The organism is Nocardioides fonticola, assembly GCF_039536805.1.
Lineage (GTDB): Bacteria > Actinomycetota > Actinomycetes > Propionibacteriales > Nocardioidaceae > Nocardioides > Nocardioides fonticola.
In genome coordinates, this window is sequence record NZ_BAAAZH010000036.1 from 98,419 (window position 1) to 124,783 (window position 26,365).

The 26,365-nt window shown below is 73.5% G+C and carries 13 protein-coding genes; 7 read left to right on the forward strand and 6 right to left on the reverse strand.

All coding sequences use genetic code 11. The features are described 5' to 3' along the window. Positions 1–258: 258 nt before the first annotated feature. The 3 genes from ABD671_RS21535 to ABD671_RS21545 all read left to right on the forward strand — a co-directional run bounded on the left by ABD671_RS21535 (position 259) and on the right by ABD671_RS21545 (position 9,052). Entirely contained in the window at positions 259–1,758 is a 1,500-nt protein-coding gene (locus ABD671_RS21535; RefSeq protein ID WP_344735570.1) for an NAD(P)/FAD-dependent oxidoreductase, read from the forward strand. A 39-nt stretch (positions 1,759–1,797) separates the two neighbouring features. Then, positions 1,798–4,530, forward strand: a complete 2,733-nt coding sequence (locus tag ABD671_RS21540; protein WP_344735571.1) for an ATP-binding protein — start codon at positions 1,798–1,800, stop codon at positions 4,528–4,530. Positions 4,531–4,606: 76 nt separating this feature from the next. Continuing rightward, positions 4,607–9,052: a putative Ig domain-containing protein gene (locus tag ABD671_RS21545; RefSeq protein ID WP_344735572.1), complete on the forward strand. Its 4,446-nt coding sequence runs from the start codon at positions 4,607–4,609 to the stop codon at positions 9,050–9,052. A gap of 16 nt (positions 9,053–9,068) precedes the next feature. Here ABD671_RS21545 and ABD671_RS21550 read toward each other — a convergent pair whose 3' ends face one another. Continuing rightward, on the reverse strand, positions 9,069–9,746 hold the full coding sequence (locus tag ABD671_RS21550) for a PaaI family thioesterase (RefSeq protein WP_344735573.1): 678 nt from the start codon (positions 9,744–9,746) through the stop codon (positions 9,069–9,071). An 84-nt stretch (positions 9,747–9,830) separates the two neighbouring features. On the opposite strand from ABD671_RS21550, the gene ABD671_RS21555 reads away from it, so the two are divergent. After that, entirely contained in the window at positions 9,831–10,352 is a 522-nt protein-coding gene (locus tag ABD671_RS21555; RefSeq protein WP_344735574.1) for a GNAT family N-acetyltransferase, read from the forward strand. A 4-nt stretch (positions 10,353–10,356) separates the two neighbouring features. Here ABD671_RS21555 and ABD671_RS21560 read toward each other — a convergent pair whose 3' ends face one another. Beyond that, positions 10,357–11,919: a hypothetical protein gene (locus tag ABD671_RS21560; RefSeq protein ID WP_344735575.1), complete on the reverse strand. Its 1,563-nt coding sequence runs from the start codon at positions 11,917–11,919 to the stop codon at positions 10,357–10,359. A gap of 125 nt (positions 11,920–12,044) precedes the next feature. On the opposite strand from ABD671_RS21560, the gene ABD671_RS21565 reads away from it, so the two are divergent. The 3 genes from ABD671_RS21565 (at position 12,045) to ABD671_RS21575 (ending at position 21,107) form a co-directional block, all read left to right on the forward strand. Continuing rightward, entirely contained in the window at positions 12,045–13,598 is a 1,554-nt protein-coding gene (locus ABD671_RS21565) for an adenylate/guanylate cyclase domain-containing protein (RefSeq protein WP_344735576.1), read from the forward strand. 58 nt (positions 13,599–13,656) lie between these two features. Further along, positions 13,657–17,418 (forward strand): immune inhibitor A domain-containing protein, encoded by a 3,762-nt coding sequence (locus tag ABD671_RS21570; RefSeq protein WP_344735577.1) that lies wholly within the window; start codon positions 13,657–13,659, stop codon positions 17,416–17,418. A gap of 233 nt (positions 17,419–17,651) precedes the next feature. Then, positions 17,652–21,107, forward strand: a complete 3,456-nt coding sequence (locus ABD671_RS21575; protein WP_344735578.1) for a GH116 family glycosyl hydrolase — start codon at positions 17,652–17,654, stop codon at positions 21,105–21,107. A 107-nt stretch (positions 21,108–21,214) separates the two neighbouring features. Here the strand turns inward: ABD671_RS21575 and ABD671_RS21580 are convergent, their stop codons facing one another. The 4 genes from ABD671_RS21580 to icmF form a co-directional block, all read right to left on the reverse strand. Continuing rightward, positions 21,215–21,910, reverse strand: a complete 696-nt coding sequence (locus tag ABD671_RS21580; protein WP_344735579.1) for a helical backbone metal receptor — start codon at positions 21,908–21,910, stop codon at positions 21,215–21,217. Positions 21,911–21,959: 49 nt separating this feature from the next. Then, a complete protein-coding gene (locus tag ABD671_RS21585; RefSeq protein WP_344735580.1) occupies positions 21,960–22,538 on the reverse strand; it encodes a dihydrofolate reductase family protein in 579 nt (192 codons plus the stop codon). 101 nt (positions 22,539–22,639) lie between these two features. Next, the gene (locus tag ABD671_RS21590; protein ID WP_344735581.1) at positions 22,640–23,140 is read right to left on the reverse strand and encodes a thioesterase family protein; all 501 of its coding nucleotides are present in this window, start codon (positions 23,138–23,140) and stop codon (positions 22,640–22,642) included. A gap of 18 nt (positions 23,141–23,158) precedes the next feature. Beyond that, entirely contained in the window at positions 23,159–26,290 is a 3,132-nt protein-coding gene (gene icmF / locus ABD671_RS21595; RefSeq protein ID WP_344735582.1) for a fused isobutyryl-CoA mutase/GTPase IcmF, read from the reverse strand. Positions 26,291–26,365 lie beyond the last annotated feature (75 nt).

The following is a 26,365-nucleotide window of genomic DNA, read 5'->3' on the forward strand; positions in this document are numbered from 1 at the left end:
TTCTGGACCTCCCTTCCCCGAAGACGTCGGCGACAAACCCGACTGGTTGAAGATTTTCTATTCCACGCCACTGGTTCAGACCGGTGGGGGAGTGTGACGTATCTGACGGGCATGACCCCCGGTGTTCGGGGCGTTATGCCCTGGTGTAGCGCAGGGTCGACAATGGCGGTACGCCGTTCGCCGGCCCACCCGGAATCCGATCCAGGCCTCACGGCCACCGCAGGAAGCCCCAGGAAGCCTCAGGAAGGTGGAGCAACGATGACCACACCCGCGACCTCGCCCACGACCCGCTCGAAGGGTCGCGGTGCGCCCGGCAAGCACCGGGTGGTCGTCATCGGCTCGGGCTTCGGCGGCCTCTTCGGCACCAAGCAGCTGCGCAAGGCCGACGTCGAGGTGACCATGATCGCCAAGACGACCCACCACCTCTTCCAGCCGCTGCTCTACCAGGTAGCCACCGGCATCCTCTCCGAGGGCGAGATCGCGCCGCCGACCCGCGAGATCCTCTCCCGCCAGGCCAACGCCCAGGTGCTGCTCGGCGAGGTCACCGCCATCGACCTCGAGGCCCAGACCGTCACCTCGCACGTGCTCGGCCGCGAGACCGTCACCTCCTACGACTCCCTCATCGTCGCCGCCGGCGCCGGCCAGTCCTACTTCGGCAACGACCACTTCGCCGAGTTCGCGCCCGGCATGAAGAACATCGACGACGCCCTCGAGCTGCGCGGCCGCATCTTCGGCGCCTTCGAGATGGCCGAGCTCGGCGCCAACCGCGGCGAGAACGTCGACCACCTGCTCACCTTCGTCGTCGTCGGCGCCGGCCCCACCGGTGTGGAGATGGCCGGCCAGATCGCCGAGCTCGCGCACCGCACCCTGCGTCGCGACTTCCGCTCCATCAACACCCGCACCGCGCGCGTCGTCCTCGTGGACGCCGCCCCGCAGGTGCTCCCGCCCTTCGGCGCCAAGCTCGGCGCCACCACCAAGAAGGAGCTGGAGAAGCTCGGCGTCGAGGTCGTGCTCGGCGCGATGGTCACCGACGTCGACGAGCGCGGCCTGACCATGAAGTTCAAGGACGGCCGCGTCGAGCGCATCGAGTCGGTCACCAAGATCTGGGCCGCCGGCGTGCAGGCCAGCCCGCTTGGTGCGACCCTCGCCGAGCAGACCGGTGCCCCGCTGGACCGCGCCGGTCGCATCGGCGTCAACCCCGACCTCACCCTGCCCGGCCACCCCGAGGTGTTCGTCGTCGGCGACATGATCGCCCTCGACAACCTCCCTGGCGTCGCCCAGGTGGCCATCCAGGGCGCGAAGTACGCCGCCAAGGAGATCGACCACCGCCTCAAGGGCAAGCCCTCGCAGGGCCCCTTCAAGTACTTCGACAAGGGCTCGATGGCCACCATCAGCCGCTTCCGCGCGGTGGCCATGATCGGCAAGATCCGCATCACCGGCTTCACCGCCTGGCTGATGTGGCTGGCCGTGCACCTCGTCTACATCACCGGCTTCAAGAACCGCGTCACCGCGGTGCTGCACTGGCTGGTCTCGTTCCTGGGTCGCGGTCGCTCCGAGCGCACCGCCACCGAGCAGCAGATCTTCGGCCGCTCGGCCCTGGCCCGCCTCGAGCGCGGCGCCGTCGACCTGGTCTCCGCGCCCGGCGAGTACGACGCCAAGGCCGAGGAGCGCCGCGCCGAGCTGGAGGCCATCGCCGCCGAGGAGACCCGCCTGACCGACTCCGGTCAGCGCGGCGTCAAGGTCGCCGACCGGGTCTGATCGGCTCGCCGTCGAGGGACGGCGGTTAGCCTCGGGGCTGTGTCGACGGTCACACCCCTGCGCGGGCGCGACGACGACCTGCGCCGAGTGCAGGACGTCGTCGCCGCCGCGCGCGCCGGGCTGCCCGTCGTCCTCGTCGTGGAGGGCGAGGCCGGGATGGGCAAGACGGCTCTCCTCGACGCCGCCCTCGCCGACGCCGTCCCCTCCGAGCCGGAGGTCCTGCGCCTGCGGGCGCAGGAGCGAGGCACCGCCAGCCCGTTCCGGCTCTTCGCCGAGGCTGCCGGCACGCCGCCGCCGACGGCGCCACCCCGGGGGCAAGCCTCCTCCGACGACGGCGGTTCGCTGCGCGCGGAGGCGATCGCGGCCCGTCTGGAACACGAGGGTCGCCCCTCGCTCGTCGTGGTGGAGGACCTGCACTGGGCCGATCCGGGCTCGCTGCTCGTGATCGAGCGGCTCCTGCTCGCCCCCGACGCTCGACCTCCCGGCCTGATCGTCACGACGCGCCCCGCACCGAGGCGCGCCGAGGTCGAGCGCACGCTCGCGGAGCTGGCCGGTCGCGGCGACGTCGTCCGGCTCGCGCCGCTGACGGAGGAGTCGGCACTGCAGGTGCTCGCCGACGTCACGGGGTGGCCGGCGCACCCGGACTGGCCGGCGCTCGCCGCCCGCGCGGGAGGCCATCCCTTCTACCTCGTCGAGCTGGGCCGCGCTCTCACGGCCTCCCCGGAGGCCGGCCACCGCGCCGCCGGCTCGCTGCACCGCGTCGTCCTCGACCGCCTCTCGAGGCTGTCGGGTCCGGCGCGCGAGGCCCTCGGCCTCGCCGCCGTGCTCGGCCCGGACCTGTACCTCGACGACCTGCGTCGACTGACCCGGCTGAGCCCCCTCGCGCTGGACCGCATCGCCCGCGAGCTCCTGGACGCCGGCGTCGTGCGGGTCGACGGGCCGCGGCTCACCTTCGCCCACGCCCTGCTCCACGAGGCCGTCTACGAGGACGTCCCCGAGCCGCTGCGCTGGGCCCATCACCGCGAACTCGCCCGGTCGATGGAGGCCGACGGCGCACCGCCCGAGCTCATCGCGCCCCACGTGATGCGTGGCGCCCGGCCCGGTGACCGTGCGGCCGTCGACCTGCTGGTCGCCGCTGCCCGCCGCGCGATGGCGGCCTCCTCCGCCGCCGCGCTCCCGCTCTGGCAGCGCGCCGTCGAGCTCATCGGCCCCGAGCACGAGATCCACTGGGAGGCGCAGGCCGGGCTGGTGGCCTGCCTGGTCGGCAGCGGCCGGGTCGAGGACGCCGAGCGGCAGTGTCTCGACGTGCTACGCGATGCCCCGGTCGACGTCCGCCCCGAGCTGGTCGGCCGGCTGGTGCAGTCCCGCATCTTCCAAGGCAGGTGGGCGGCCGCCCGCGACACCCTCGCCGACGTCGTCCGGGCCGCCCCGCCGGGCCCGCGGGCGCGGGTGGCCCGCGCGCAGTTGGCGCTCGCGGCGCTGCAGGCCGGCGACCTGGATGACGCCGCCGGGCTCGCGTCGGCGGTGCTGCTCGATGCGGCCGCGGCCGGCGATCCCGTCACCGAGGTGCGGGCCCGCGCCGTCCTCGCGCAGGTGCTGGCCGAGCGGGGGAATCCGACCGCGGCCGATCGCGAGGCGGGGCAGGCCCTTGCCGCCGCCGAGGTCGCCCGGTCGGCCGAGGCGTGGGAGGCGCAGCCGCACAGCGTGCGGGTGCTCACCCTCGCCGACCTGGACCGGATGGACGAGGCGATCGACCTGGCCGCCGCCGGGCGCCGCCTCTTCGAGACGCTCGGCTCGGAGGTCGGACAGGTGCGCATCGGAGCCGCCGCCGCCTACGCTGCCCTGGGCGCGGGGCGGTGGGACGGCGCCGTTCCGGCCTTCGAGGACTACCGGCGCATCGCCGTGCGCCGCGGCATCACCCCCTTCGGCTTCACCCGCAGCTTCCGCGCGACCCTGGCCCTCGCCCAGGACGGTCCGGCGGCGGCGCGGGAGTGGCTCGAGGACGACGTCGTCCCCGAGCCCTACCGCGACCACCAGTGGGCGCTGGCCCATGCGGGTCTGGCGGCCGCGGCCGGCGACCCGGCAGCCGGGCTCGACCGGCTCCACACGCACTGGCGGGCCGTGACGACGAGCGGCCGACTCCTCGGCCAGCGGCTGATCGGCACGACCCTGGCGCACCTCGCGGCGGAGGCCGACGAGTCGGCGATGGTGCAGGAGGTGGCTGCGGCCCTGGCGCACCAGGCCGACCGGGAGCCGGCGATCGCGAGCCTGCGGGCGGTGGCCGACGTCGTCGCCGCCCTCGCCGAGCGGGACGTCGAGCGGATGCACGCCGCCGCCCATGCCCTGTCGGCCACGCCGCGTCGGTACGAGGCGGCGCGCGTGTGGTCCTCGACCGCCGTCTGGTCGGCCCGACTCGGCGACCGGGACGCGGCCCGCGAGGCTGCGCACGAGGCGCTCTCCCGCTGGCTCGCCCTCGACGCCCGGTGGGCCGCTCAGGATCTCCGCTCGACGCTGCGCCGCGAAGGAGTGGTCATCGGCAGCCGCGGCGGACGACGGCGCAGCGGCACCGGCTGGGCGGCGCTCAGCCCGGCCGAGGAGCGGGTCGCCCGCCTGGTCGCCGACGGATGGTCGAACCCGCGGATCGCCGAGCACCTGGTGCTCAGTCGCCGGACCGTCGAGACCCACGTCGCCCGCGTGCTCGCGAAGCTCGGCGTCGGCTCGCGCACCGACGTGCTCACGCCCGACCACGGGGAGTCCGCCGAACATCAGTGAGCCTCACCGATGCTGCTGACGCCGCGTCTGCTGAGGATCGAGGGGATTCTCGGTACCCCTGACCGAAAGCCTCCCCATGCCTCCCTCCCCCCGGCGCGGGTCGCGCCCGCCTCGGCGACCCCGCGCCGCCGTCCTCCCGCTGAGCCTGATCGGCGCCCTGGTCATGGGCGTCCTCGGAACCTCCCCCGCGCGCGGGGCGGACGCCGACCCGCCGCCCGTCGTCCGGACCGTCACCACCGCCGAGGAGTTCGGTTCGGCGCTGGCGGACTGCGCCGGCCCGATCACGCTGATCCTGGCCGCCGACCTCACGGTGCCGACGCCCAGCGACCCGCCGTGCGAGCTGACCCTCGATCTCGAGGGGCACCGACTGACGGCGGCCGCCGGTACCTCGCCGTGGCCGGTGGCCCACCAGGTGACCGTGCAGGACAGTTCGACCGGGGGAGACGGAGTCTTCGACCTGGGCAGGATCGCCGTGCTCGGCGGCGGGATCCGGGTGACCTCGGGGCGGGTCACGAGCGGCCAGATCACCCTCGGTGCCGGGACCTCGCTCGTCGTCGAGGGTGCGGGCGTCCTCGTCGCCTCGGATCCGGATGGATCGGCGATCTACCAGTACTTCAACCAAGCCGCCTCGATCCTGGTCACCGACGGCGGCCTCCTCGAACTGCACTCGGGCGGGCTGCTCGCCACCACGCTCAGCGGTGGCACCGTCACCGTGACCGACGGTGGGGCGATCCTGACCGATGCCGAGCTGTTCTCGGCCGGCTTCCCGAGCGCCGTGGTGACGGTGACGGACGGGGGTGTCATCTCCACGCCCAAGCGGCCCTTCTCGGGGTTCAGCTATGTCGGCAACGTCTACAGCGTCTACTTCAACGCGGGGGAAGGCACGCTGACCGACCCGGCCGACGCCTACGTCGGCAGGCCGATCTTCGGCCCCTCGTTCGCGGCGGTCCAGGCGGCGGAGGCCCGATCGGCGGGCTTCGCCAACGCCACGTTGCCCACACCCGTTCCGCCCGACGGCAAGGCCTTCGTCGGGTGGTTCGACGGGGGGAGCGGAACGCGGGTCACCCGCGACACCGACCTCAGCGCCTTCGGCACCGCGTCGTCCACCGAACGCACCGTCTTCCTCTCCGCCGTCTACGCCCCGACGTTCCTCACCGTTCCCGAGGTGAGCCTCAACCCCGCGCCGCGGGTCGGGCAGGGCGTCGGAGCCAGCGTCGGCAGCGTGTGGAACCCGACCAACCCGACCCTCGCCTACCAGTGGCAGTCGGCGTCGACGTCCGACGGCCCCTTCACCGACGTGCCCGCAGCGACCGATCGCACCCTGACCGTGCCCGGGTCGCTCGCGGGCGCGTTCCTCCGGGTGCGGGTGACCGCGACGAAGGAGGGCTGGGCCCCCGCGGTGGTGGACTCGCCGGCCGTCCAGGTCGCACCCGGCGAGCTGACGTATCCCTCCCTCACCGTCTCGACGACCGGTCCCTCGAACCTCGTGCAGGTCGATCTCCCGGCCACGGCCACGGTGGGCTCCTGGGGCCAGGCCGTGCCCGACGCGGTCGCCATCCGGTGGGAGACCAGGCCCTCGGCCTTCTCCACGACCTGGACCACGGTCGGGACCGGCGCCACCTTCACGCCGTCGGCGTCCCAGTGGGCGCAGCGCCTGCGTGCCGTCGCCACGGCGACGAAGCAGGGCTACACCGATCGCGTCCTCACCTCGACCGAGGTGCTCGTGAACTCCGGCACCTTCAGCACCACACCGCAGGTGACGATGACCGGGATCGGCCGGCAGGGGACGACGCTGAACGTCACCGCTCCCGGCGCCGACGCCTGGGAGCCGGACGCCACGTCGGTCACCACGCGCTGGGAACTGCGCAAGGTCGGCGACAGCTTCGGCGTGATCGACGGCGCCACAGGCCCGACGCTCTACCTCGACCCGCGGACCTTCGCTCCCGGCGACCAGGTGCGGTACGTCGCGATCCCGGTCCGCTCCGGCTACCAGGGTGGTGCGGTGGCGAGCCCGACGGTGACGGTATCGGCCGGCACCGCGCCGACCGTCACCTCCGGTGGTGCCGCCACCTTCGTCGTCGGGGCTCCCGGCGCGTTCCTGGTGACGACCCAGGGAGGCCCGACACCGGCGGTGACCGTGAGCGGCGACCTGCCGGTCGGCGTCTCCTTCACCGCGGGGACCGACGGGTCGGGCGTGCTGTCCGGAACGCCGGGGCTCGGCGCCGTGGGCAGCTACCCCCTCACCGTCACCGCCGACAACGGGGTGGGGCCCGCCGTCACCGCCACCCTCACCCTGACCGTCGACCCTGCGCGGTTCGCCACCGCGCCGACCATCGGGATCGACGGCACGCCGCGGGTCGGCGTCCCGCTGACGGCGTCCGGCGCTGCGACCTCGCCGGCCGCCTGGACCCCCACCGCCGGCGGACTCGCCTACCGCTGGGAGGTGCAGCGCTCGGGCTCGAGCGCATGGACCCCGGTCGGCACGGGCGCGAACTACACGCCGGTGGCGGCAGACCTGGCCGGCACGGTGCGCCTCACCGTCACCGCGTCGGCGGCCGGCCATGCCGACGCGTCGACGTCGGCGACCGCAGGGCCGGTGCAGCTGGGTGAGTTGAGCCTGCCGGACCTGAGTCCGGAGTTCGGAGGGCCGGCCGTCCTCGGTCAGTCGATCACGATCTCCTCCCCGGTCACCGCGGCTCTTCCCCCCGACGCGGTCGTGGAGCGGACGCTCGAGATCGAGACCGCGGCCGGGAGCGGCACCTGGGAGCCCCTGCCGACTGCGAGTCCGTACGTGATCAGCGAGGTGCCCGATCGGGTCGGAGCGCTCCTGCGCGCGACCCTCTCGATCGCGGTGCCCGGCTACCGCACGGTCTCGTGGCGGACGACCACGCCGATCCGCCTGCCCTTCACGGCGCTGACCGACGACACCCTCACCCTCGTCGACCACGACGCCGCGCCAGCCGCGACGCCGGGCGACGAGATCGTCAACGAGCAGGACGCGACCCTCAGCGTGCCGGGGGAGACCAGCTACTGCCGGGTCGTGCGCCGCGCGCCCGGGAGCGACACGTGGATCTACGGGGGCGCCGCCCCCGACTGCCGCTACACCCTCACGGCCGCCGACATCGGCTCGACCGTGGTGGTGCTCCGGGCAGTCTCCGCCGACGGCTACGTGAACATCCCGACGACGCCGTCCCTCGAGGGCGACGTCGGCTTCACGGTCGAGACCCCGTTCGAGATCGTCCCCTCGGTCGCGGTCGAGGGCACCCCGGAGGTCGGACGGACCGTGACGGCTGTCGGTGCGTCGTCCGCGGCCTGGACGCCGACACCGTCCGCATTGACCTACCAGTGGCAGCGGGAGGCCACGGACGGCACCTGGAGCGACATCGACACCGCCGGTGCCGACAGTGCCGGCTACACCGTCGGCGCAGGCGATGTCGGACGACGATTGCGGGTGCGGGTGACCGCCACCGCGCCCGACCGGGCCCTCACGCGGGTGGTCTCCGACGCCGTCGGGCCGGTGCCGGCCCCGATCGTCGTCCCGCCGGTCGACCCGCCGGTCACGCCACCCGTCGACCCGCCGGTCGACCCGCCGTCCCCGGTGGGGCTCACGGCGCCGGCCGTCGAGCTCGACGGCGTCCCCCAGGTCGGGGCGGTGCTCACCGTCGTGGGCGCGGCGGCTGAAGGGTGGACGCCCGCCGCGGACCGCGTCGACATCGTCTGGCAGATCCGCTTCGGGGACGGCGACTGGAGCACGATCACCCCGCCCGCCCAGCGTCGCGATCCCGACCCCGCGGTGTCGGCGACCACCTACGTCGTGCGAACCGGAGACCTCGGCGGGCGCCTCCGGGCGGTCGTGACCGGCGCCCGGACGGGATATCTCGACACGCCGACGATCGCGGAGGCGACCGCTGACGTGGTGCTCGGCGCCTGGGCAGCCACCCCTCCCGCACTGCGGATCGCCGGTCGCCCGGTCGTCGGCCGCACGCTGCGGGCGATCGGGGCGACGCCGGAGACCTGGCTGCCGCCGGCGACCGAGGTCGAGCTGCGCTGGGAGACCTCCCGCGACGGCCGGATCTGGACGGCGGCCCCGGCGACCGGCCGCACCTTCCGACCGACCGCCGGCGACCGGGGCCGTCTGGTCCGGGTGACGGCGGTGGCCACCGCGCCCGGTTATGGGGCGGGCACGGTGGCGGCGCAGACCGCACGCATCGCGCGTGGGACCCTGGCGGGCCCGCATCGGTTCCGGCTGCGCGGTCACCCGGCCGTCGGTCGCACCCTGCGCATCCCGGCTGGCGTCCTCACGGGCCGGCGGTGGACGCCGCGCCCGGACGCCGTCGTCGTCCGATGGCAGGTGCAGCGACCGGGGGCGGGGTGGCACCGCATCGACGGCGCCGACCGGCGGCACCTGCTCCGGGTGCGACCGGAGGACGTCGGCCGGCGGCTCCGCGCGGTCGTGGTGGTGCGGGAGCCGGGCTACCGGACCCTGCGGGTGGTCTCGCGGGTCGTCCGGGTGCCGCGCTGAGTCGGGAGCCCGCCGCTCACTCGAAGAACGACGGACGCGCCTCGGGGTGGGCGGCCTGCCGGGCCGCCACCCCGGGGCGTGCCCACTTCGGCAGCACGAACAGGCCCTCGGCCTCCACGCACACGCCGTCCGGGCCGAGGATGTGGCCCTTCGCCCACGTCTTGATGCCCTCCGAGCGCTCGATCCAGGCCTCGGCCCGCAGGTCGCCCAGCGGCGTGCCGCGCCGGTAGGTGAGGGTGAGGGTGGCCGTCATGCCGGGCTTGCCGCCGGCGCCGGCCGCGTGGCCGAGCATCTGGTCGAGGATGAGCGCCGAGACGCCGCCGTGCACCAGCGTCGGCGGCCCTTCGTAGGCCGCGCCCAGGTGGAAGTCCGACCACGTGCGGCCGCTCGGGTCGTGCTCGACCACCAGCGGGGGAGCGATCGCGTTGCGCACCCCGATCACGCTGTTGCCCCACGCGCGTCCGTTGCCCGAGGCGTCGAAGCGGACGCCGTAGGCGCCCTCGATCTGGCTGCTGCGCAGCCGTGCCGTGATGGCCTCGATCTCGGCCTGCGCCGCTCGGATCTCCTCGGGTGACACGGTGGTGCGGATGCCGGCGTCGACGAGGTCGCGGATCGCCTGGGTGAAGGGGAGGTAGAGCTCCCGCTGCTCGACGATCTGCTCGGGCGTGAGGTCCTCGCGCGCGTATCCGGCCACGAGCGGAGCCTAGAACACGTTCCAGTTCTGCGGCGATGGAAACCCGCTTGGTCCCGGACGGTCGGCCCTGATGGGATGGCGCGCATGATCTCGGCGACCACCACCCTCGTCCGTCCCGACCTGCGCTTCCACGCCTCCTGGGCGACCGCCGTCCGCGAGTTCGGCGTCCCGGCCGGCATGGCTGGCTCCGGTCTGTGGACCATGGACACCTCCGACCTCTCGATCGAGGCGTTGGAGCGGCTTCTCGCGCCGATCCTGGCCGCCGTGCACACCCCCGAGCAGGAGGGCTTCGTGCGCAGCTCCTACTTCTGGATCGTCGAGGACGAGGAGTTCGTCGGCTACCTCGCGCTGCGCCACGAGCTCAACGACTTCCTGCTCGACCAGGGCGGGAACATCGGCTACTCGGTGCGGCCCTCCCGGCGGCGCGAGGGGCACGCCGCCCGCGCGCTCGGCCTCGCGCTCGACGAGGCCCGCGCCCTCGGCCTCGACAGGGTGCTCGTGACCTGCGACGACGACAACATCGGCTCCTACCGCACCATCGAGCGCAACGGCGGGGTGCTCGAGGACGTGCGCGGCGTCAAGCGCCGCTACTGGATCGAGCTCTGAGCACTCACAGCTCGGGGCGGTAGTAGCGCAGGGCCGGCATCAGCTCGTCGGGATCGACCATCGCCGCGGTGATCGTGAACGGCGACATCGCGCGCCGGTGGAACCGCACCTGCCAGCCGCGGCCGCCGGGCGTACCGACGCACTCCACCTGCGTGTAGGGGTTGGTGAGGTCGAAGATGTGGCGCCCGGCCGCACTGTGCACCTCGAGGATGCCGCCGTGCATCGAGAGCCGCGCCACCGGCGAGGCCGCCCGCACCGCCCAGATGATCGCGGTCAGCACCGCCAGCACCAGGGCGATGCCGGCGCTGACGTCGGTGCCGTCGCGGTAGGCCTCCGCACCCGCGAGCAGCGTGGCCGCCACCCCGATCGCGAGCAGGACGCCGGTGAGCCGGCGCAGCTTCGTGCGCGGGGTGAACTCGATCTGGGGCGGCAGGTCGCCGGCGGGCACGGACGGTGCGATGGCCACCGCGCGCCACGGCGCGGGCTCGGCCGACGCTGCGGGCTGGGCGGGTTCGGCGGGCTGGCCGGGCTGGGTGGCCTCCGGTTCGGGACGCCGCCGGGGACGCGGCGGCGGGGTGGCCCGACTCGACGGCGGGAGCACCGCGGGCACCTCGGGTGCGATGGCCGCGACCGGGGCGAGGGTCTCCTCGGGGGTCTCGTCCCGCACCGGTGCCGGGGCGGGGCTCGGGGCAGGCGGCGGGGGCGGCGGCGGCGCGATGGCGACCGGGGGCTCGTCCTCGGCCTCCTGGTCGCGGGCCAACTGCTCGGCGGCCTCGCGCTCGGCGCGGGCCCGGGCCCGGCGCTCGCGGGCGAGCCGGTTCTTGCGCTCGCGCGGGGTCTCCTCCGGCGGCGCGCTCTCGGCTTCCGCTGCCGGCGTCGCGACGGCGTCCTCCGCTGCGGTGGATGCCGGGGGTGCCGGGGGCGGGGTGACGGCGGCGATCACCTGGGCGGCGATGTCGTCGGCCCGGACCTGGGTCGCGGGCTCGGTGGGCGTCTCGGGGACCGGTGCGGGCTCGGTGACCGGCTCGGGCTCGGGCGCGTCGATCGGTTCGGGGACGACGTCCGCCACCGGCTCGGGGGCCGGCATCGGCGCCGGGACGGGGTCGACGACGGGGGCCTCGACGACCGGCGCTTCGACGACCGACGCCTCGGAAGCCTCAGGAACCTCGGAAGCCTCCGGGACCTCGCGAGTCTCGGGGACCTCGGCCTCGCGCCGACGCCGGCCGAGCAGCCGGCGCGGCCGCTCGGCGTCCTCGCTCGCCGCCCGCTTGCGGGCCGAGGGCATGAGCACCGGCTCCCACTCCTCGAGCCCGACGGGCGGGCGCTCGGGTGCGGGCCGCGGTGCCGTCGGTCCGGCAGCCCCGGCGGGGTCGGGTCGGGTGGAGCGTGCGCGGGTGGTGAGGTCGCGCGCACCCAGGCCGGTGACGCCGAAGGTGCGCGGGCGCGCCTCGGCCTCCTCCGCGGTCTGCACGCGGTGCGCCAGCCACCGCTCGAAGAGGTCGTCGCCTCCTGCTTCGCCCCCCGGCTCGGCGGGCCCGGCGTCCTCCGGGATGCCCTCCTGCTCCATGAGAGCCCACCGTACGGCGAATCGCCCGACTGCGCAGGCAGTCACGCCGCGCGAGGACCGAGGTCCGTGGGACGATCCCGCTGCCGGGCGCCGTCCCCGGCGGTCTCGAGCCGGAGAGGAGCGCGGTGAGCGTCGAGCAGGCCTACGGGTCGTGGCTGCTGGGTCCCTCCCACCAGTCCCCGCGCCGGCTGCGGGTGCGCATCCAGGTGCTGCTCACGGTCTTCCTGCTCGCCACCCACGCGATCGGCGCGCTCATCGTCGCCGTCCTCGCCAACTGGGTGCTGCCCGACACCCCCACCGACGACGGCCTCCAGTTGGCGCTGGCGATCGCGATCCCGGTTTACGTCGGGTTCGCGCTCGTGGTGGGCGCCGTCGTGGCGACCCGCGAGATCCTGCGCACGCTGCGGTGGTTCCAGCGCGGCGTCGTCCCCGACCTCGACGAGCGGCGCCGCGCGCTCGAGGTGCCGATGCGGCTCACGCGGTGGCAGCTGGGCTGGTGGGCCGGCGGCACCCTGCTCTTCACCGCGCTCTCGGTGATCCTCCAGCCCGACCGGGCGATCTCCTCCGCTCTGACCGTCGGCCTGGCCGGGCTCGTGGTGTGCTCGATCGCCTACCTGCTGGCGGAGTTCGCGCTGCGCCCGATCTCGGCCGTCGCCCTCGACGCCCCGCAGATGCTGCGCGAGCGCCGCGGCCTCGGCGTCGGCGGCCGGATGGTCGCCTTCTGGCTGCTCGGCACCGGCGCCCCTGTCGTCGGGCTCATGCTCACCGCGATCCTCGTGCTCGCCGGCAACACCGTGAGCGTGCGCCGCCTCGCCGTCGTGCTGCTCGTCGTCAGCGCCATCGCCTTCGTCTTCGGCCTCTTCGTCACCCTGCTCAACGCCCGCTCGGTGGTCGAGCCGGTGGACGACGTGCGGCGGGCGCTCCAGCACGTCGAGGCCGGCGACCTCGACCAGCGCTTGACCGTCTACGACGCCACCGAGCTCGGTCAGCTCCAGGGCGGGTTCAACCAGATGGTCGCCGGCCTGCGCGAACGCGAACGGCTGCGCGACCTCTTCGGACGCCACGTCGGCCACGAGGTGGCCCGGGCCGCCGTCGACCGCGAGGTCGCGCTCGGCGGCGAGGCGCGGGTGGTCAGCGTGCTGTTCGTCGACCTGCTCGGCTCCACCGCCATGGCCGCCGACCGCGACCCCGCCGAGGTCGTCGACCTGCTCAACGGCTTCTTCGAGGTCGTCGTGGAGGAGATCGACCGTCGCGGCGGCATCGTCAACAAGTTCATGGGCGACGCGGTGCTGGCGATCTTCGGCGCACCGGTCGAGCTGCCCGACCACGCCGGCCGGGCACTCGCCGCGGCGCGGGTGATGGCCGAGCGGCTGGCCGTCGAGCAGCCCGGCGTCCGGGCCGGCGTCGGGGTCTTCACCGGCACCACCGTGGCCGGCAACGTCGGCACGTCGCGGCGCCTGGAGTACACCGTCATCGGCGACGCGGTGAACGCCGCCTCCCGGCTCACCGACCTGGCCAAGCAGGCACCCGGCTCGATCGCCGCCGCCGGGGAGACGGTGGCCGCCGCCTCGCCGCAGGAGGCGGCGCACTGGACGCCGTGGCGCGTCGGCGAGGACGCCGTCCTGCTGCGGGGGCGGGCCCGGCCCACCGACGTCTACGTGGTCGGATCTCACACGTAACCCGAAGGCGGCGGGAATCGTTGCGGTGAGGACGTCCTCACCCCACAGGAGTTCCTTCATGCGCCGAACCCGCGCGTCCCTCGCCGCCGCAGTCGCCGGCCTGAGCCTGCTCGGCGGCCTCGCCGTGCTGCCGGCCCAGGCCGAGTCCGTCGACGCCGCCCGCATCGCCGCCGCCCGCCAGAGTGCGCGCGCCGACCGCGAGGCCCTCGTCGAGGCCGGACGTCGTGGCGGCGCCCCGGCCCAGGTGCTGCGTCAGCCCGACGGCACCACCTTCCGCGCGGTCATGTCGGCCCCCGAGGTGGGCGGCCTGTTCGAGACCGACGGCTACAGCGTGAGCCGCGACGCCGCCGGCGTGTGGCGCTACGTCACCGGCCGCGACGCCCGCGGGAAGGTCGTCCTCGGCGCCCGCGTCGGCGGCGCGACGCCGTCCGGCCTGGAGCGGCACGCGGGCCGGCAGGCCACGAAGGTGACCTCGAAGGAGCTCGCCGCCCGCGCCTCGATCACCCGGCAACTGCGCGTGGCCGCCCTCGAGGCCGCCCGCACCGCGGCGAAGAAGGGCGCTCCGCGGGTCTTCCACGTGCCGGCCCTGATGCTCGCCACCTGGTACGACGAGGCGGCCGGCGAGACCATGCCGCAGTTCCACGACGGCCACGACGCCGCGTACTTCAAGAAGCTGCTCGACGGCTTCGGCGGCAACCCGAACGGCTCGGTCACGCAGTTCTACTACGAGGCCTCCTTCGGCCAGTTCCTCGTCGAGATCGACGTGTTCGGCCCCTACACCTCCGCGCTCTCCATCGGCGACCCGTGCCACTACGGCAGCCCGGCCGACGGCGACTTCAAGATCACCGACCCCGCGGGCTCCGTGCTCGGCGTGGGCGGCGTCGGCGCGCTCGGCATGGCCGTGGAGGCCGTGCCGCAGACCTTCGCCGACCCCGACATCGACTGGGCGAAGTACGACAACGACGGCGACGGCCAGGTCGACTTCACGATCATGATCCACTCCGGCTCCGACCACGCCGTCACCAGCAACGCGTGCGACACCCACTCCCACGCGCTCCAGGCCACCCTCGGCCTCCCGGAGACCGCGGAGAGCACGCTCGGCCTGCCCGCCGGCACCCTCAAGCTCGGCATCCCGACCAACAGCCCCGGCGTCTTCGTCGACCGCATCGTGACGATCCCCGAGCGCGGCTCGCTCAAGGACCCGCTCACCATCGGCGTCGCCGCCCACGAGATGGGCCACGCCCTCGGTGAGCCCGACTACTACGACACCGGCTACACCTCCACCGGCACCGGCGACTTCGACATCATGTCCGGCGGCTCCTACATGGGCGACCCTGCCGGCTCGAACCCGACGCTGTTCAACCCGGCGTCCCGGGTCTTCCAGGGCTGGGTGAAGCCGACCATCGTCCGCGGCGACCTGCGCGGCTACACCCTCAAGCCCCGCACGGCCCTGCCGAGCAAGGGCTACACCGCCGCGAAGGCCGACCCGAACCTGCTGCTCGTGCCGACCTACGAGATCGCCGTCGGCGAGACCGACAAGCTCGGCCACACCTGGACCGCCGAGGACGTCTACGGCCTCGCCGTCGACCCGAAGACGAAGAAGTCGATCGTCGAGGGCTACTACGTCGAGAACGTCAGCCGCAACGCCGTCACCACCAAGCTGAGCGCCAAGAACCCGTCGGGCTCGATGTTCGACCACCGCCAGCACGCCTCCGGCCTGCTGGTGTGGCACTTCGACTACTGGCGCCAGTCGACCACCTACTTCGGTCACGGCAACGACGCCCAGAGCGACCCGAACCGCTACCAGATGGACCTCGAGGAGTTCGACCAGAACGACAACTCCCAGGAGCTCCAGCTCAACAGCAGCCGCGGCAACCCGGCCGACTTCCTCATCAACGCCGCCACCGGCATCACCTCCGGCACCCGCATGGTGCCCCCCGGCGTCCCGACCAAGAGCGGCAAGCCGCAGGACCCGATCGAGCTCAGCGGCACCTCGCTGCCGGTGGCCGGTGGCAGCGCCACCTTCACGGTGACCAAGAACAAGAACACCCGCGCCATGACCGTCTCGGTGGCCAGCGAGAACTCCGGCGACTGCAAGCTCTCGCTCACCGCGCCCGACGGCACCACCACCGCGGAGGCCGACGCCGGCAGCTTCGGCGACGCCGAGCAGATCACCGTCAAGGCCCCCGCGCCCGGTGAGTGGACGGCGAACGTCGGCGACTTCGCCGCCTGCGGCCAGTGGAGCGGTCGCGTCGTGTTCACCGGCGCCAGCGCCTTCACCACCCAGGGCTCGGCCGACACCTGGTCGAACTGGACCGAGAAGCCCACCGGCTGGGCCTTCACCAACGTCTCGGGCTACGGCAACGGTCTCGACCACAGCGTGGAGTCCGGCGGCACCAACGCCATCACCCTCGACGTCCTCGACCTGAGCCGCAAGGTCGACGTCTCGCCCGGCTTCATCACCGGCGCGGCCAACAAGGCCGGCGGGACGGCGGGCCTCACCGCCGGTCGCACCAACACCCTCCAGGTGCCGGTGTTCTCCAACGGCGGCAAGGCGCCCGGCGTCGTCACCGTCGCGATCCGCGAGGGCTCAGCGTCCGGCCGCATCGTCGCCACCCGCACGGTGAAGCTCGGCGCCTACCAGCGCAAGGCCGTGCGGTTCTCCTACCGCCCGACCGGCGAGGGCGCGGTGCGTCTCGTCGCCACCGTCGACCCCGCGAACCGCATCGCCGAGGGCAGCGAGGCCAACCAGACCCAGGTGTCGAGCCTGTGGGCCGGCCCCGCGAACCCGACCGTGCTGATCGTCGACGACGACCAGACCCTCGCCCACGAGCGCGCGATCGCCGGCGGCCTGGCGGCCCTCGGCGTCCCGTACGCGATCTTCTCCGCGCACCCCACCGCGCGCGACCTGGCGAAGTACCGCGCCGTCATCTGGGAGAACGGCACCGACCGCGGTCTGGGCGTGCTCAACCCCGGTGACATCGCCGCGCTCACCGCGTACCTCAACAAGGGCGGGCGGCTGCTGCTCAGCACCAACCGGCCCGACGGCGTCTCCAACGTCGTCGACCCGACCTTCGCCGCGCGCTACCTCGGCATCCGGACGCCGTCCGGCAACGCCTCCTACGTCGCCACCCAGGGCGGGGCGCTGACCTTCAGCGGCCGCGGCGCCCTGGCCGGCGTCAAGGCCGAGGCGCTCCAGGCGCCCGCGCGCCCGTTCTTCGGGCTCTCGGGTCTGGCCTCGGCCGGTGCCGGTGCGCTCGGCACCACGATCGCGCCCTACGGCAAGGCCACCGGCGTGGCGACCGCCCCGAAGAGCGCGCTCGCGACCGTCGTCCCGGCCGCCGACCAGCCCTACGTGGGCGTCGCGGTGACCGGCGACCGCAAGCACCGGTCGTTCCGCTCGCTCACGCTCGGCTGGAACCTCGGGGACGGCGCCCGCGCCGACCAGACCGTCGCCCTGCTCGGCAAGGCGATGCGGTTCTTCGGCGTACCCACCGGCCGCTACCGGGTCTCCTCGCGGACGCCGATCGTCTACACCGCCGCGGTGCGCGACGACGTCGCCGGCCGGGCCATCCCGGTGACCGCGGTCGTGCTCGGCGGCCGCTCGGCCGGACCGGTCGTGCTGCGCTACGCCGTCCACGGTCGCGCGTTCCGCTCGGTGCGCATGACCCCGACCGGCAACGGCACCTACCGCGCCGTCATCCCGGGTCGCTACGCCACCTTCCGCGGCGTCGACTACGCGATCGTCGCCGGCGGCGTCTCCGACCTGGCCGGCTACCCCGGGGCGCTCTACCACGGGGTCGGGATCGCGATCGGGTGATCGTCTGACGCCACGACGGCCCGCTCCCTGTCGGGGGCGGGCCGTCGGTCGTGGGGGGCGTCAGGAGTCACCGGGCGCCCGGTGACTCCTGCCATTGGTCAGCTCAAATTGAGCTGACCAACCGACAGACTCACCTGACCAATCCCCGCCAGTCGTGGTACGAGATAGTCAGATTCGTACCATTTCGGCCTGCTGAGGAGTAGCGTCCGGGCGACCTGCTCCCTGGAGGCGCCATGCTCCGCTCCCACCCCGCGCTCCTCCGCCGGCTCCTCGCGAGCCTGACGGCGTCGGTCGTCCTGCTCGCCACCGGCACCGCCCCGGCCTCGGCGGACGCCGTCGTCCCGGCGAAGTCCGCGCCGCGCGCCGCGGCCCTGACCGGCCCGATCCACTGGAGCTTCGAGGACGGCACCGACGGCTGGCGGGTCGCGGGCCTCTCGCTCCTCGGCACCTGGCGCACCACCCGTCCGCACTTCCACCTGCACACCTCGGTGCCGGTGAACCGCGAGGGCCGCGCGAGCATCACGACACTGGAGGGCCCGGCCGCCGACCTCTACACCGGCCTGCTCCCGGCCAACACCCGCGGCATGGACCTGCGGGCCACGCTGGGCCCCGGACCCTCGCCCTACCTCGGCCGCCTGCGCTCGCCCGACTTCGTGCTCGAACGGCCGGTGATCTCCGCCCTGGTGGCCGGCGGCGGCGACGGGACGTCGTCCTACCTCGGCGTGTACGACGCCGCCGACCACCTGCTCGCCACGCTCGTCGGCGGCGAGAGCGAGTGGTTCAGACGGCGCACCGTCGACCTCCGAGCGCATCTGGGCGAGGTGCTGCACCTCCAGGCCGTCGACGGCGGCGTGCTCGGCGCGTGGAACTGGATCGCGGTCGACGACGTGCGCGTCAACCTCCCGGCGATGCCGGAGAACACCACAGCACGCCGCGGCCCCGGCGGCGTCACCGTGAGCTGGGACGCCGTCCGCGAACCCGGGGTGCGCTACGTGGTCTCGCGCTCGCGCGACCCCGAGGCGATCGGGCGGGTGCTGGGTCGCACCGACGCGACGACGTGGCTCGACCCCGACCTTCCCGACGACGCCGACACCTACTATCGCGTGCGCGCGATCGCGCCCGGCGGCACCGTCTCGGAGTCGGGGCGCACCTTCCTGCGGCACGTGCTCGACCTGCGCTCGCGCGGCCGCACACCGGTCTACCGCGGCCGGCACGCGACCGCGATCGAGTTCCCGGTCGGGCCCATCGGCTCCGGCGGCATCCGCCTGTTCGGCGACGGCACCCGCAACCTGTCGTGGATCTTCAACATCGACGGCGAGTTCACGACCTTCTACCCCGACCGCCGCGAGGGCATGGTGCCCGACAGCTTCCTGGCCCTGCGGACGCAATCGGACGGCGGCCGGCCCGTCGTCCGCGCCCTGCAATCCACCCCGGTCGCGGGGTTCACCCCGATGCGCGACGTCGCCTTCCGCGGCGAGTTCCCGCTGGCCCGCTACGACTTCGACGACCCGGCGTTGCCGGTGCAGGTGCACGAGGAGGTGTTCTCCCCGACGATCCCCGGCGACCTCGAGAACTCCTCGATCCCGACGGCGATCACCACCGTCGTCGTCCGCAACCCCTCCGAGAGGCCGGTGCGGGTCTCGCTGCTGGCGAGCCAGCAGAACGCCGTGGGCCTCGACGGCCGCACCACGCCGTCCGGTCGCACGGCGCTGGGCTACGGCACCAACCGCAACGTGGTCACGCGCGACGCGAGCGGGGCGCACCTGGCGATGACCGGGTGCCTGGACGGCGTCCCGCTGCAGCTGCAGGTGCTGGTGCGCTGCCAGGGCGGCCTCCAGCTCTCCCTGCTGCGCCCCTCGGCCACCGGGACGGCGAGCTGGGTCGGCGCCGACGGCCTGCGGGAGCGCTTCATGGCCGACGGCACGGTGGCCGGACCGTCGCAGGCGAGCAGTCCGCTGCCGCTCACGACGGTGGACGGCGCGCTGGCCGACACGGTGCGGCTCGGGCCGGGGGAGACCGTGCGGTTCCCGATGACGTTCTCGTGGTGGCTGCCGAGCAGCGGTCCGCGGGAGTTCGGCGGCCAGGGCGAGTTCTACACGACCCGGTGGCCGAGCGCGGCCGCCGTCGACGCCGACGTCGTCGCGCACCTGCCCGCGCTCACGAGGGCGACCCGCCTCTTCCACGACACGATGTACGACTCCACGCTGCCCCAGTACGTGCTCGATCGGGTGACCGCGCCGCTGGGGATGCTGCGCTCGCCGACCGTCTTCTGGGCGCACAACGGGTTCTTCGGCGGCTGGGAGGGCACCGGCTGCTGCACCGGCATGCCGACCCACGTCTGGCAGTACGCCCAATCGGGACCGCGGCTGTGGCCCGAGGTCGGCCGGATGTGGCTCGACCAGTGGTTCCGCGCCCAGCAGGGCGACGGCACGATCCCCTACCGCTACACGGTGCCGACCTACTCCACCGACGGGCAGACCGGCGTCGTGCTGAGCGCCTACCGGCACCTGCTCGTCACCGGCGATCGCGGGTGGGCGCGCACGTCGTGGCCGTCGGTGGCCGCCGCCATGGACAACATCATCAGCCGCAACGACCCCGACGAGGACGGCCTGCTCACCGGCGACCAACCGACCACCGTCGACGAGGGCCTCACGACGACCAGCTCGTGGCTGGGCAGCATGTACATCGCGGCACTGCGGGCCTCCTCCCGGTTCGCCGACGCGGTGGGGGACGACGCTGCGTCGCGCCGCTACGCCCGGATCGCCGCGACGGCGTCCCGACGACAGAACAGGGTGCTCTGGAACGGCGACTACTTCGCCCAGGAGCCTTCCTCGGCGAGCAGCGGCGTGGCCTACGGGCAGGCGACCGCAGCCGACATGCTGCTCGGGCAGTGGTGGTCGGGGCAGCTCGACCTCGGGCGCGTCTACGACGAGGACCGCATGCGCTCCTCGCTGCGGGCGCTGTGGCGGTACAACTTCCACGAGGATCTCACCGGCGACGACCCCTTCGGTGTCGCCTCGGAGTGGCGGCGCGAGGTGGAACCCGAGGACGCCGGCCTCCAGATGTTCGCCTGGCCGCGCGGTGGCCGCCCCAGCAACGAGCCCCGCTACGTCGATGAGATGTGGACCGGGATCCAGTACGAGGTGGCCGCCACCTACCTGCAACGCGGGATGCTCGAGGAGGGTCTGCGCCTCGTGCACGCCGTCTCCGACACCGTCGACGGACGGCTGCGACGCGAGGTCTTCCTCGGCGGATGCGGCATGGGCGACGGCGGCGGCAACCCCTTCGGCGACGGCGAGTGCGGCACCTTCTACGCCCGCTCGATGGGCAGCTGGTCGATCCTGCTGGCGCTCCAAGGGTTCTCCTACGACGCCACTCAAGGCCGCATCGGCTTCGCCCCGCGCCTCACGCCGGACGACCATCGCTCGTTCTTCAGTGCGGGCTCGGCCTGGGGCACGTTCGCGCAACGCCGCACCGGCGGCTCGCAGGTCGACGAGCTGATCGTGCGCCACGGCCGACTTGCCCTGCGCCGCCTCGATCTCGCGACGCCGTCCGGCTACCGGCTCGTCGAGGTGCTCCTGGACGGCGTCCCGGTGCCGGCCCGTGGGTCCGGTGCCGGCGGCGTCGTCCTGGTGCGGCGGGTGGAGGTGGCCGCGGGGTCGCGGATCGTGGTGCGGTTCGGGGGGTGAGGGGGGCGTCAGGAGTCACCGGGCGCCCGGTGACTCCTGCCATTGGTCAGCTCAGATTGAGCTGACCAACCGACAGACTCACCTGACCAATCTGGCCGAACGGGCTGTCACCCGGCCAGGCCGGCGGCCTCCAGCAGACTCGGCCCGTACCACGTGAGCAGCCGCCCGCTCACGTGCTCGGTCGGCACACCGAAGGCCTCCGGGCCGTCGTCGGGGGTGAAGACGTAGGGCTCGTCGGGCAGCAGGACGACGTCGGGCCGGCGGGCCTCGATCTCGGCCACCTCGACCCGCGGGTAGCGCTCGGCGTCGGCGAACACGTTGGCCCAGCCGAGTCGGCGGCACAGGTCGGAGGTGAAGGTGTCGCCGCCGACGACCATCCACGGATCACGCCAGATCGGGATCGCCACCGTGCGGGTCACCGGCGGCAGCTCGCCGCACCAGAGCTCAGCCGCCCGCCCCAGCCAGGCGGGCCGCTCCACCCCGAGCACCGTGTCGCACAGCGACTCGTAGGTCGTGATCGCGTCGGGCACGGTCGCGATGTCGGTGACCTCGACCCGCACGCCGTCCGCGCGCAGGCGGCGCACGTCGAGCTCGCGGTTCTCCTCCTTGTTCGCGATCACCACATCGGGCGCGAGAGCGCGGATCGCCGCGAGGTCGGGGTTCTTCGTCCCCCGCACGCGGACGACGCCCCGCGCGTCGAGGTCGGCCGGGTGGGTGCACCAGTCGGTGGCCCCGACCAGCGCGACGCCCGGCAGATCGGCCAGCGCCTCGGTGATGGAGGGGACCAGGCTGACGACGCGCACACGACGACCGTAGTCGAGGGTCGAGGGTCGAGGGCCGAGGGCCGAGGGCTCAGGCCGCCACCAGGCGTTGCCGGACGACGCCGTCGTCGAACCGCTCGGACTCCGCCAGCTTCCACGCCCGCGCCTCGGCGATCGAGGGGTCGGGGCCGAAGAGCGGGATGCCCCGCCCGAACACGATCGGATTGATCTTGAGCACCAGCTCGTCGATCGCGGGCAGCAAGGCCCCGGCCAATCGCCCGCCCCCGCAGAGCCAGATGCCCGTGCCGGGCCCCGCCTTCAGGTCGCGGACGACGTCGAGCGGGTCGGCGTCGACGACCTCGACGCCGGCGCCCGCGTCGGCGGCGGCACGGGTGCGGGAGAAGACGATCTGCCGCAGATGCGGGTAGGGGGAGCGGGTGACGGCGAAGCCCGCCGCGTAGGTCGACCACCCCATGAGCACGGTGTCGAACTCCGCGCCGGTCGGCTCGATGCCGAGCACGCCGTGGGCGAACGCCGGGATCGTGTCGGGATGGTCGCGCACGTGGGCCGCGACGGAGTCGCCGTCGACCGGGAACGCTGAGAAATCACCGTCCGGTGCGGCGATGAAGCCGTCGAGACTGGTGGCGACGAGATAGGTCAGGGTGCGCACGAGACGACCTCCCGAGTCGGGTCCGTGGATGCCCCGACCCTAGGCGGCGGAGGGTGGGAGAGGCGAACGGGTTGCTCGGCCCGCCCGCTCCCCGACGGACCTCAGCGCAGCGCCAGGGCGCCCGAGGTGACCGGCTCCCAGGGCAGCGCGGCGTGCTCGGCGATGCGCTCGTCGATCGCCGCGGCGACCTCGGCGGGCCACGGGGCGGTGCGGCGGTCGCTGAGGTCGATGTGCAGGAAGATCTCCTCGAAGACGCACGCCACCCGCTCGTGGGTCTCGTCGAGGATGTAGACCAGCGCGTGCGCGGCCCGCTCCGAACGGCCCAGCAGCCGCACGCGCACCGACATGCGGTCGCCGGTGCGCAGCTCGGCGAGGTACCAGACGTGGTGCTCGGCGGAGAAGCACGCGTGCCCGGCGACCAGCGGCCAGTTCTGCGGGATGCCCAGGCTCACGAGCGACTCGTCGAGGCCCTCGCTGCCGATACCGAGGTAGTGGCGCACGTTGAGGTGGCCGTTGTTGTCCTCGAAGGCCACGGGCACGGGCTGCTGGGCGTAGGCGGGCAGGTCGACGAGCTGCTCGAAGCTCGGGTGCTGGTTCGTCACGGGGGTGACCTTAGGGGGTCAGACGTTGCGCCGGTAGGCGCCCCCGACCTCGAAGAACGCCTCGGTGACCTGACCCAGCGAGCACACCCGCGCGGCGTCCATGAGGACGGCGAAGACGTTCTCGCCCGAGGTGGCCGCGGCCTTGAGCCGGGCCAGCGCGGCCTCGGCGTCCTGGCGGTGGGTCTCCTGGAACGCCCGCACCCGACGCAGCTGCGAGGCCTTCTCCTCCTCGGTGGCGCGCGCGAGCTCGAGCTGCGCGGGGACGGCGTCGTCCGCATGCGGGTTGCGGAAGGTGTTGACGCCGATGATCGGCAGCGAGCCGTCGTGCTTGCGGTGCTCGTAGAGCATCGACTCGTCCTGGATGCGACCGCGCTGGTAGCCGGTCTCCATCGCCCCGAGGACGCCGCCGCGCTCGTTGATGCGCTCGAACTCCGCCAGCACCGCCTCCTCGACCAGGTCGGTGAGCTCGTCGATGATGAACGAGCCCTGGAGCGGGTTCTCGTTCATCGCCAGACCCCACTCGCGGTTGATGATGAGCTGGATCGCCAGCGCCCGCCGCACGGACTCCTCGGTCGGGGTGGTGACGGCCTCGTCGTAGGCGTTGGTGTGCAGGCTGTTGGCGTTGTCGTAGATCGCGATGAGCGCCTGGAGCGTGGTGCGGATGTCGTTGAAGTCCATCTCCTGGGCGTGCAGCGACCGGCCGCTGGTCTGCACGTGGTACTTCAGCTTCTGGCTGCGCTCGTTGGCGCCGTACTTCTCCTTCATCGCCACCGCCCAGATGCGCCGGGCCACCCGGCCGATGACGGAGTACTCGGGGTCCATGCCGTTGGAGAAGAAGAACGACAGGTTGGGCGCGAAGTCGTCGATGTCCATGCCGCGCGCCAGGTAGGACTCCACGTAGGTGAAGCCGTTGGCGAGGGTGAAGGCGAGCTGGCTGATGGGGTTCGCCCCGGCCTCGGCGATGTGATAGCCCGAGATCGAGACCGAGTAGAAGTTGCGGACGTCGTGCTCGATGAACCACTGCTGGATGTCGGCCATGCAGCGCAGCGAGAACTCGGTGGAGAACAGGCAGGTGTTCTGGCCCTGGTCCTCCTTGAGGATGTCGGCCTGCACGGTGCCGCGCACCGTGCGCAGCGCCTCGGCGGGCTCGATGCCGCGTTCGCGGGCCTGGTCGAGCACGGTGTTGAGGAAGAAGGCCAGGACGGTCGGCGCGGGGCCGTTGATCGTCATCGAGACGCTCGTCGTGGGCGCCAGCAGGTCGAAGCCGTCGTAGAGCTCCTTCATGTCGTCCAAGGTGGCGACGCTGACGCCGGAGGTGCCGACCTTGCCGTAGATGTCGGGCCGCTCGTCGGGGTCGCGGCCGTAGAGGGTGACGGAGTCGAAGGCCGTGGAGAGCCGGGTGGCCGGCTGGCCCTCGGAGAGCACCTTGAAGCGGCGGTTGGTGCGGGCCGGGTCGCCCTCGCCGGCGAACATGCGGGCGGGGTCCTCGCCCTCGCGCTTGAAGGGGAAGACGCCGGCGGTGAAGGGGTAGCGGCCGGGCACGTTCTCGGCGCGCCAGAACCGCACGAGCTCGCCGTGGTCCTCGTAGCGGGGCAGCGACACCTTCGGGATCAGCGAGCCCGAGAGCGATTCCCGCTTGGGGGCCGCGGCGTACTCGGCGACCAGCGCGGGCCAGCCGTCGATCTGGTCGCGGATCTCGCGGGGCAGGTCGGCGCGGGCGTCGGCCAGCAGGGCGTCGATCTCCTCGCGGGAGGTGAGCTCCTCGGCCACCGCCGCCAGGCGCTGCACGCGCCGGGCCGCGGCGGCGAGCTCCGCCGTCCGCGCGTGGTAGCCGCGCACGGTGTCGGCGATCTCGGCCAGGTAGCGCACGCGGGACGACGGCACGAGCTGGCGGATGCGGGTGGAGGTCTTGTGGCCGACCGGCGCCAGCGTGCCCTCGCCCGCGGGCAGGCCCTTCTCGACGAGCAGGTCGCGCAGGTGCTGGTAGAGCGCGGTGACGCCGTCGTCGTCGAAGGTGGCCGCCGAGGTGCCGAAGACCGGCATGTCGGAGGGCTGCTGGCCGAACGCCTCGCGGTTGCGCACGAGCTGGCGGCCGACGTCGCGCAGGGCGTCCTCGGAGCCGCGGCGCTCGAACTTGTTGATCGCCACCGCGTCGGCGAAGTCGAGCATGTCGATCTTCTCCAGCTGCGAGGCGGCGCCGAACTCCGGCGTCATCACGTAGAGCGAGGTGTCGACGAACGGCACGATCGCGGCGTCGCCCTGGCCGATGCCGGGCGTCTCGACGATCACCAGGTCGAAGCCGGCGGCCCGCATCACGGTGAGGACGTCGTCGAGGTGGTCGGGCAGCTCGTGCGCGCCGCGGGTGGCCAGCGAGCGGAAGAACACGCGGTCGCCGTCGAGGCTGTTCATGCGGATGCGGTCGCCGAGCAGGGCGCCGCCGCCGCGGCGGCGGGTGGGGTCGACGGCGATGACCGCCACGCGCAGCTTGTCCTGCTGGTCGACGCGCAGCCGCCGCACGAGCTCGTCGGTGAGCGAGGACTTGCCCGAGCCGCCGGTGCCGGTGATGCCGAGCACCGGCCGGTGGCCGCGTGCGGCGCGCAGGGTCTCGAGCATGGACGCCGGCAGGGTGCCGGCCTCCGCACCGGTGATGGCGCGGGCGATCGCGACGCGGTCGCCGGCGAGCACGCGGTCGGCGTCGACCGGGCCGAGCTCCCACAGGTCGGCGTCGCAGTCGCGGACGACGGTGTTGACCATGCCCGCGAGGCCCAGGCGCTGGCCGTCCTCGGGGGAGAAGATCGTGACGCCGGACTCGCGCAGCCGGGCGATCTCCTCGGGCACGATGACCCCGCCCCCGCCGCCGACCACCTTCACGTGGCCCGCGCCGGCCTCGCGCAGCCGCTGCACGAGGTACTCGAAGTACTCCACGTGGCCGCCCTGGTAGGAGCTGACCGCCACCCCGTGCACGTCCTCCTCGAGCGCGGCGTCGACGACTTCCTGCACCGAGCGGTTGTGACCGAGGTGGATCACCTCCGCGCCCTGGCTCTGGAAGATGCGCCGCATGATGTTGATCGAGGCGTCGTGCCCGTCGAACAGGCTGGAGGCCGTGACCAGGCGCAGCGGGTGACGCGGGACGTACAGGGACTCGCTCATGGGGCTCCGTAGCTCGACTTACGTGGATGTCCAACCATCGGATACTAGGACGTCCAGGTATTCCGGGGGAAGGGG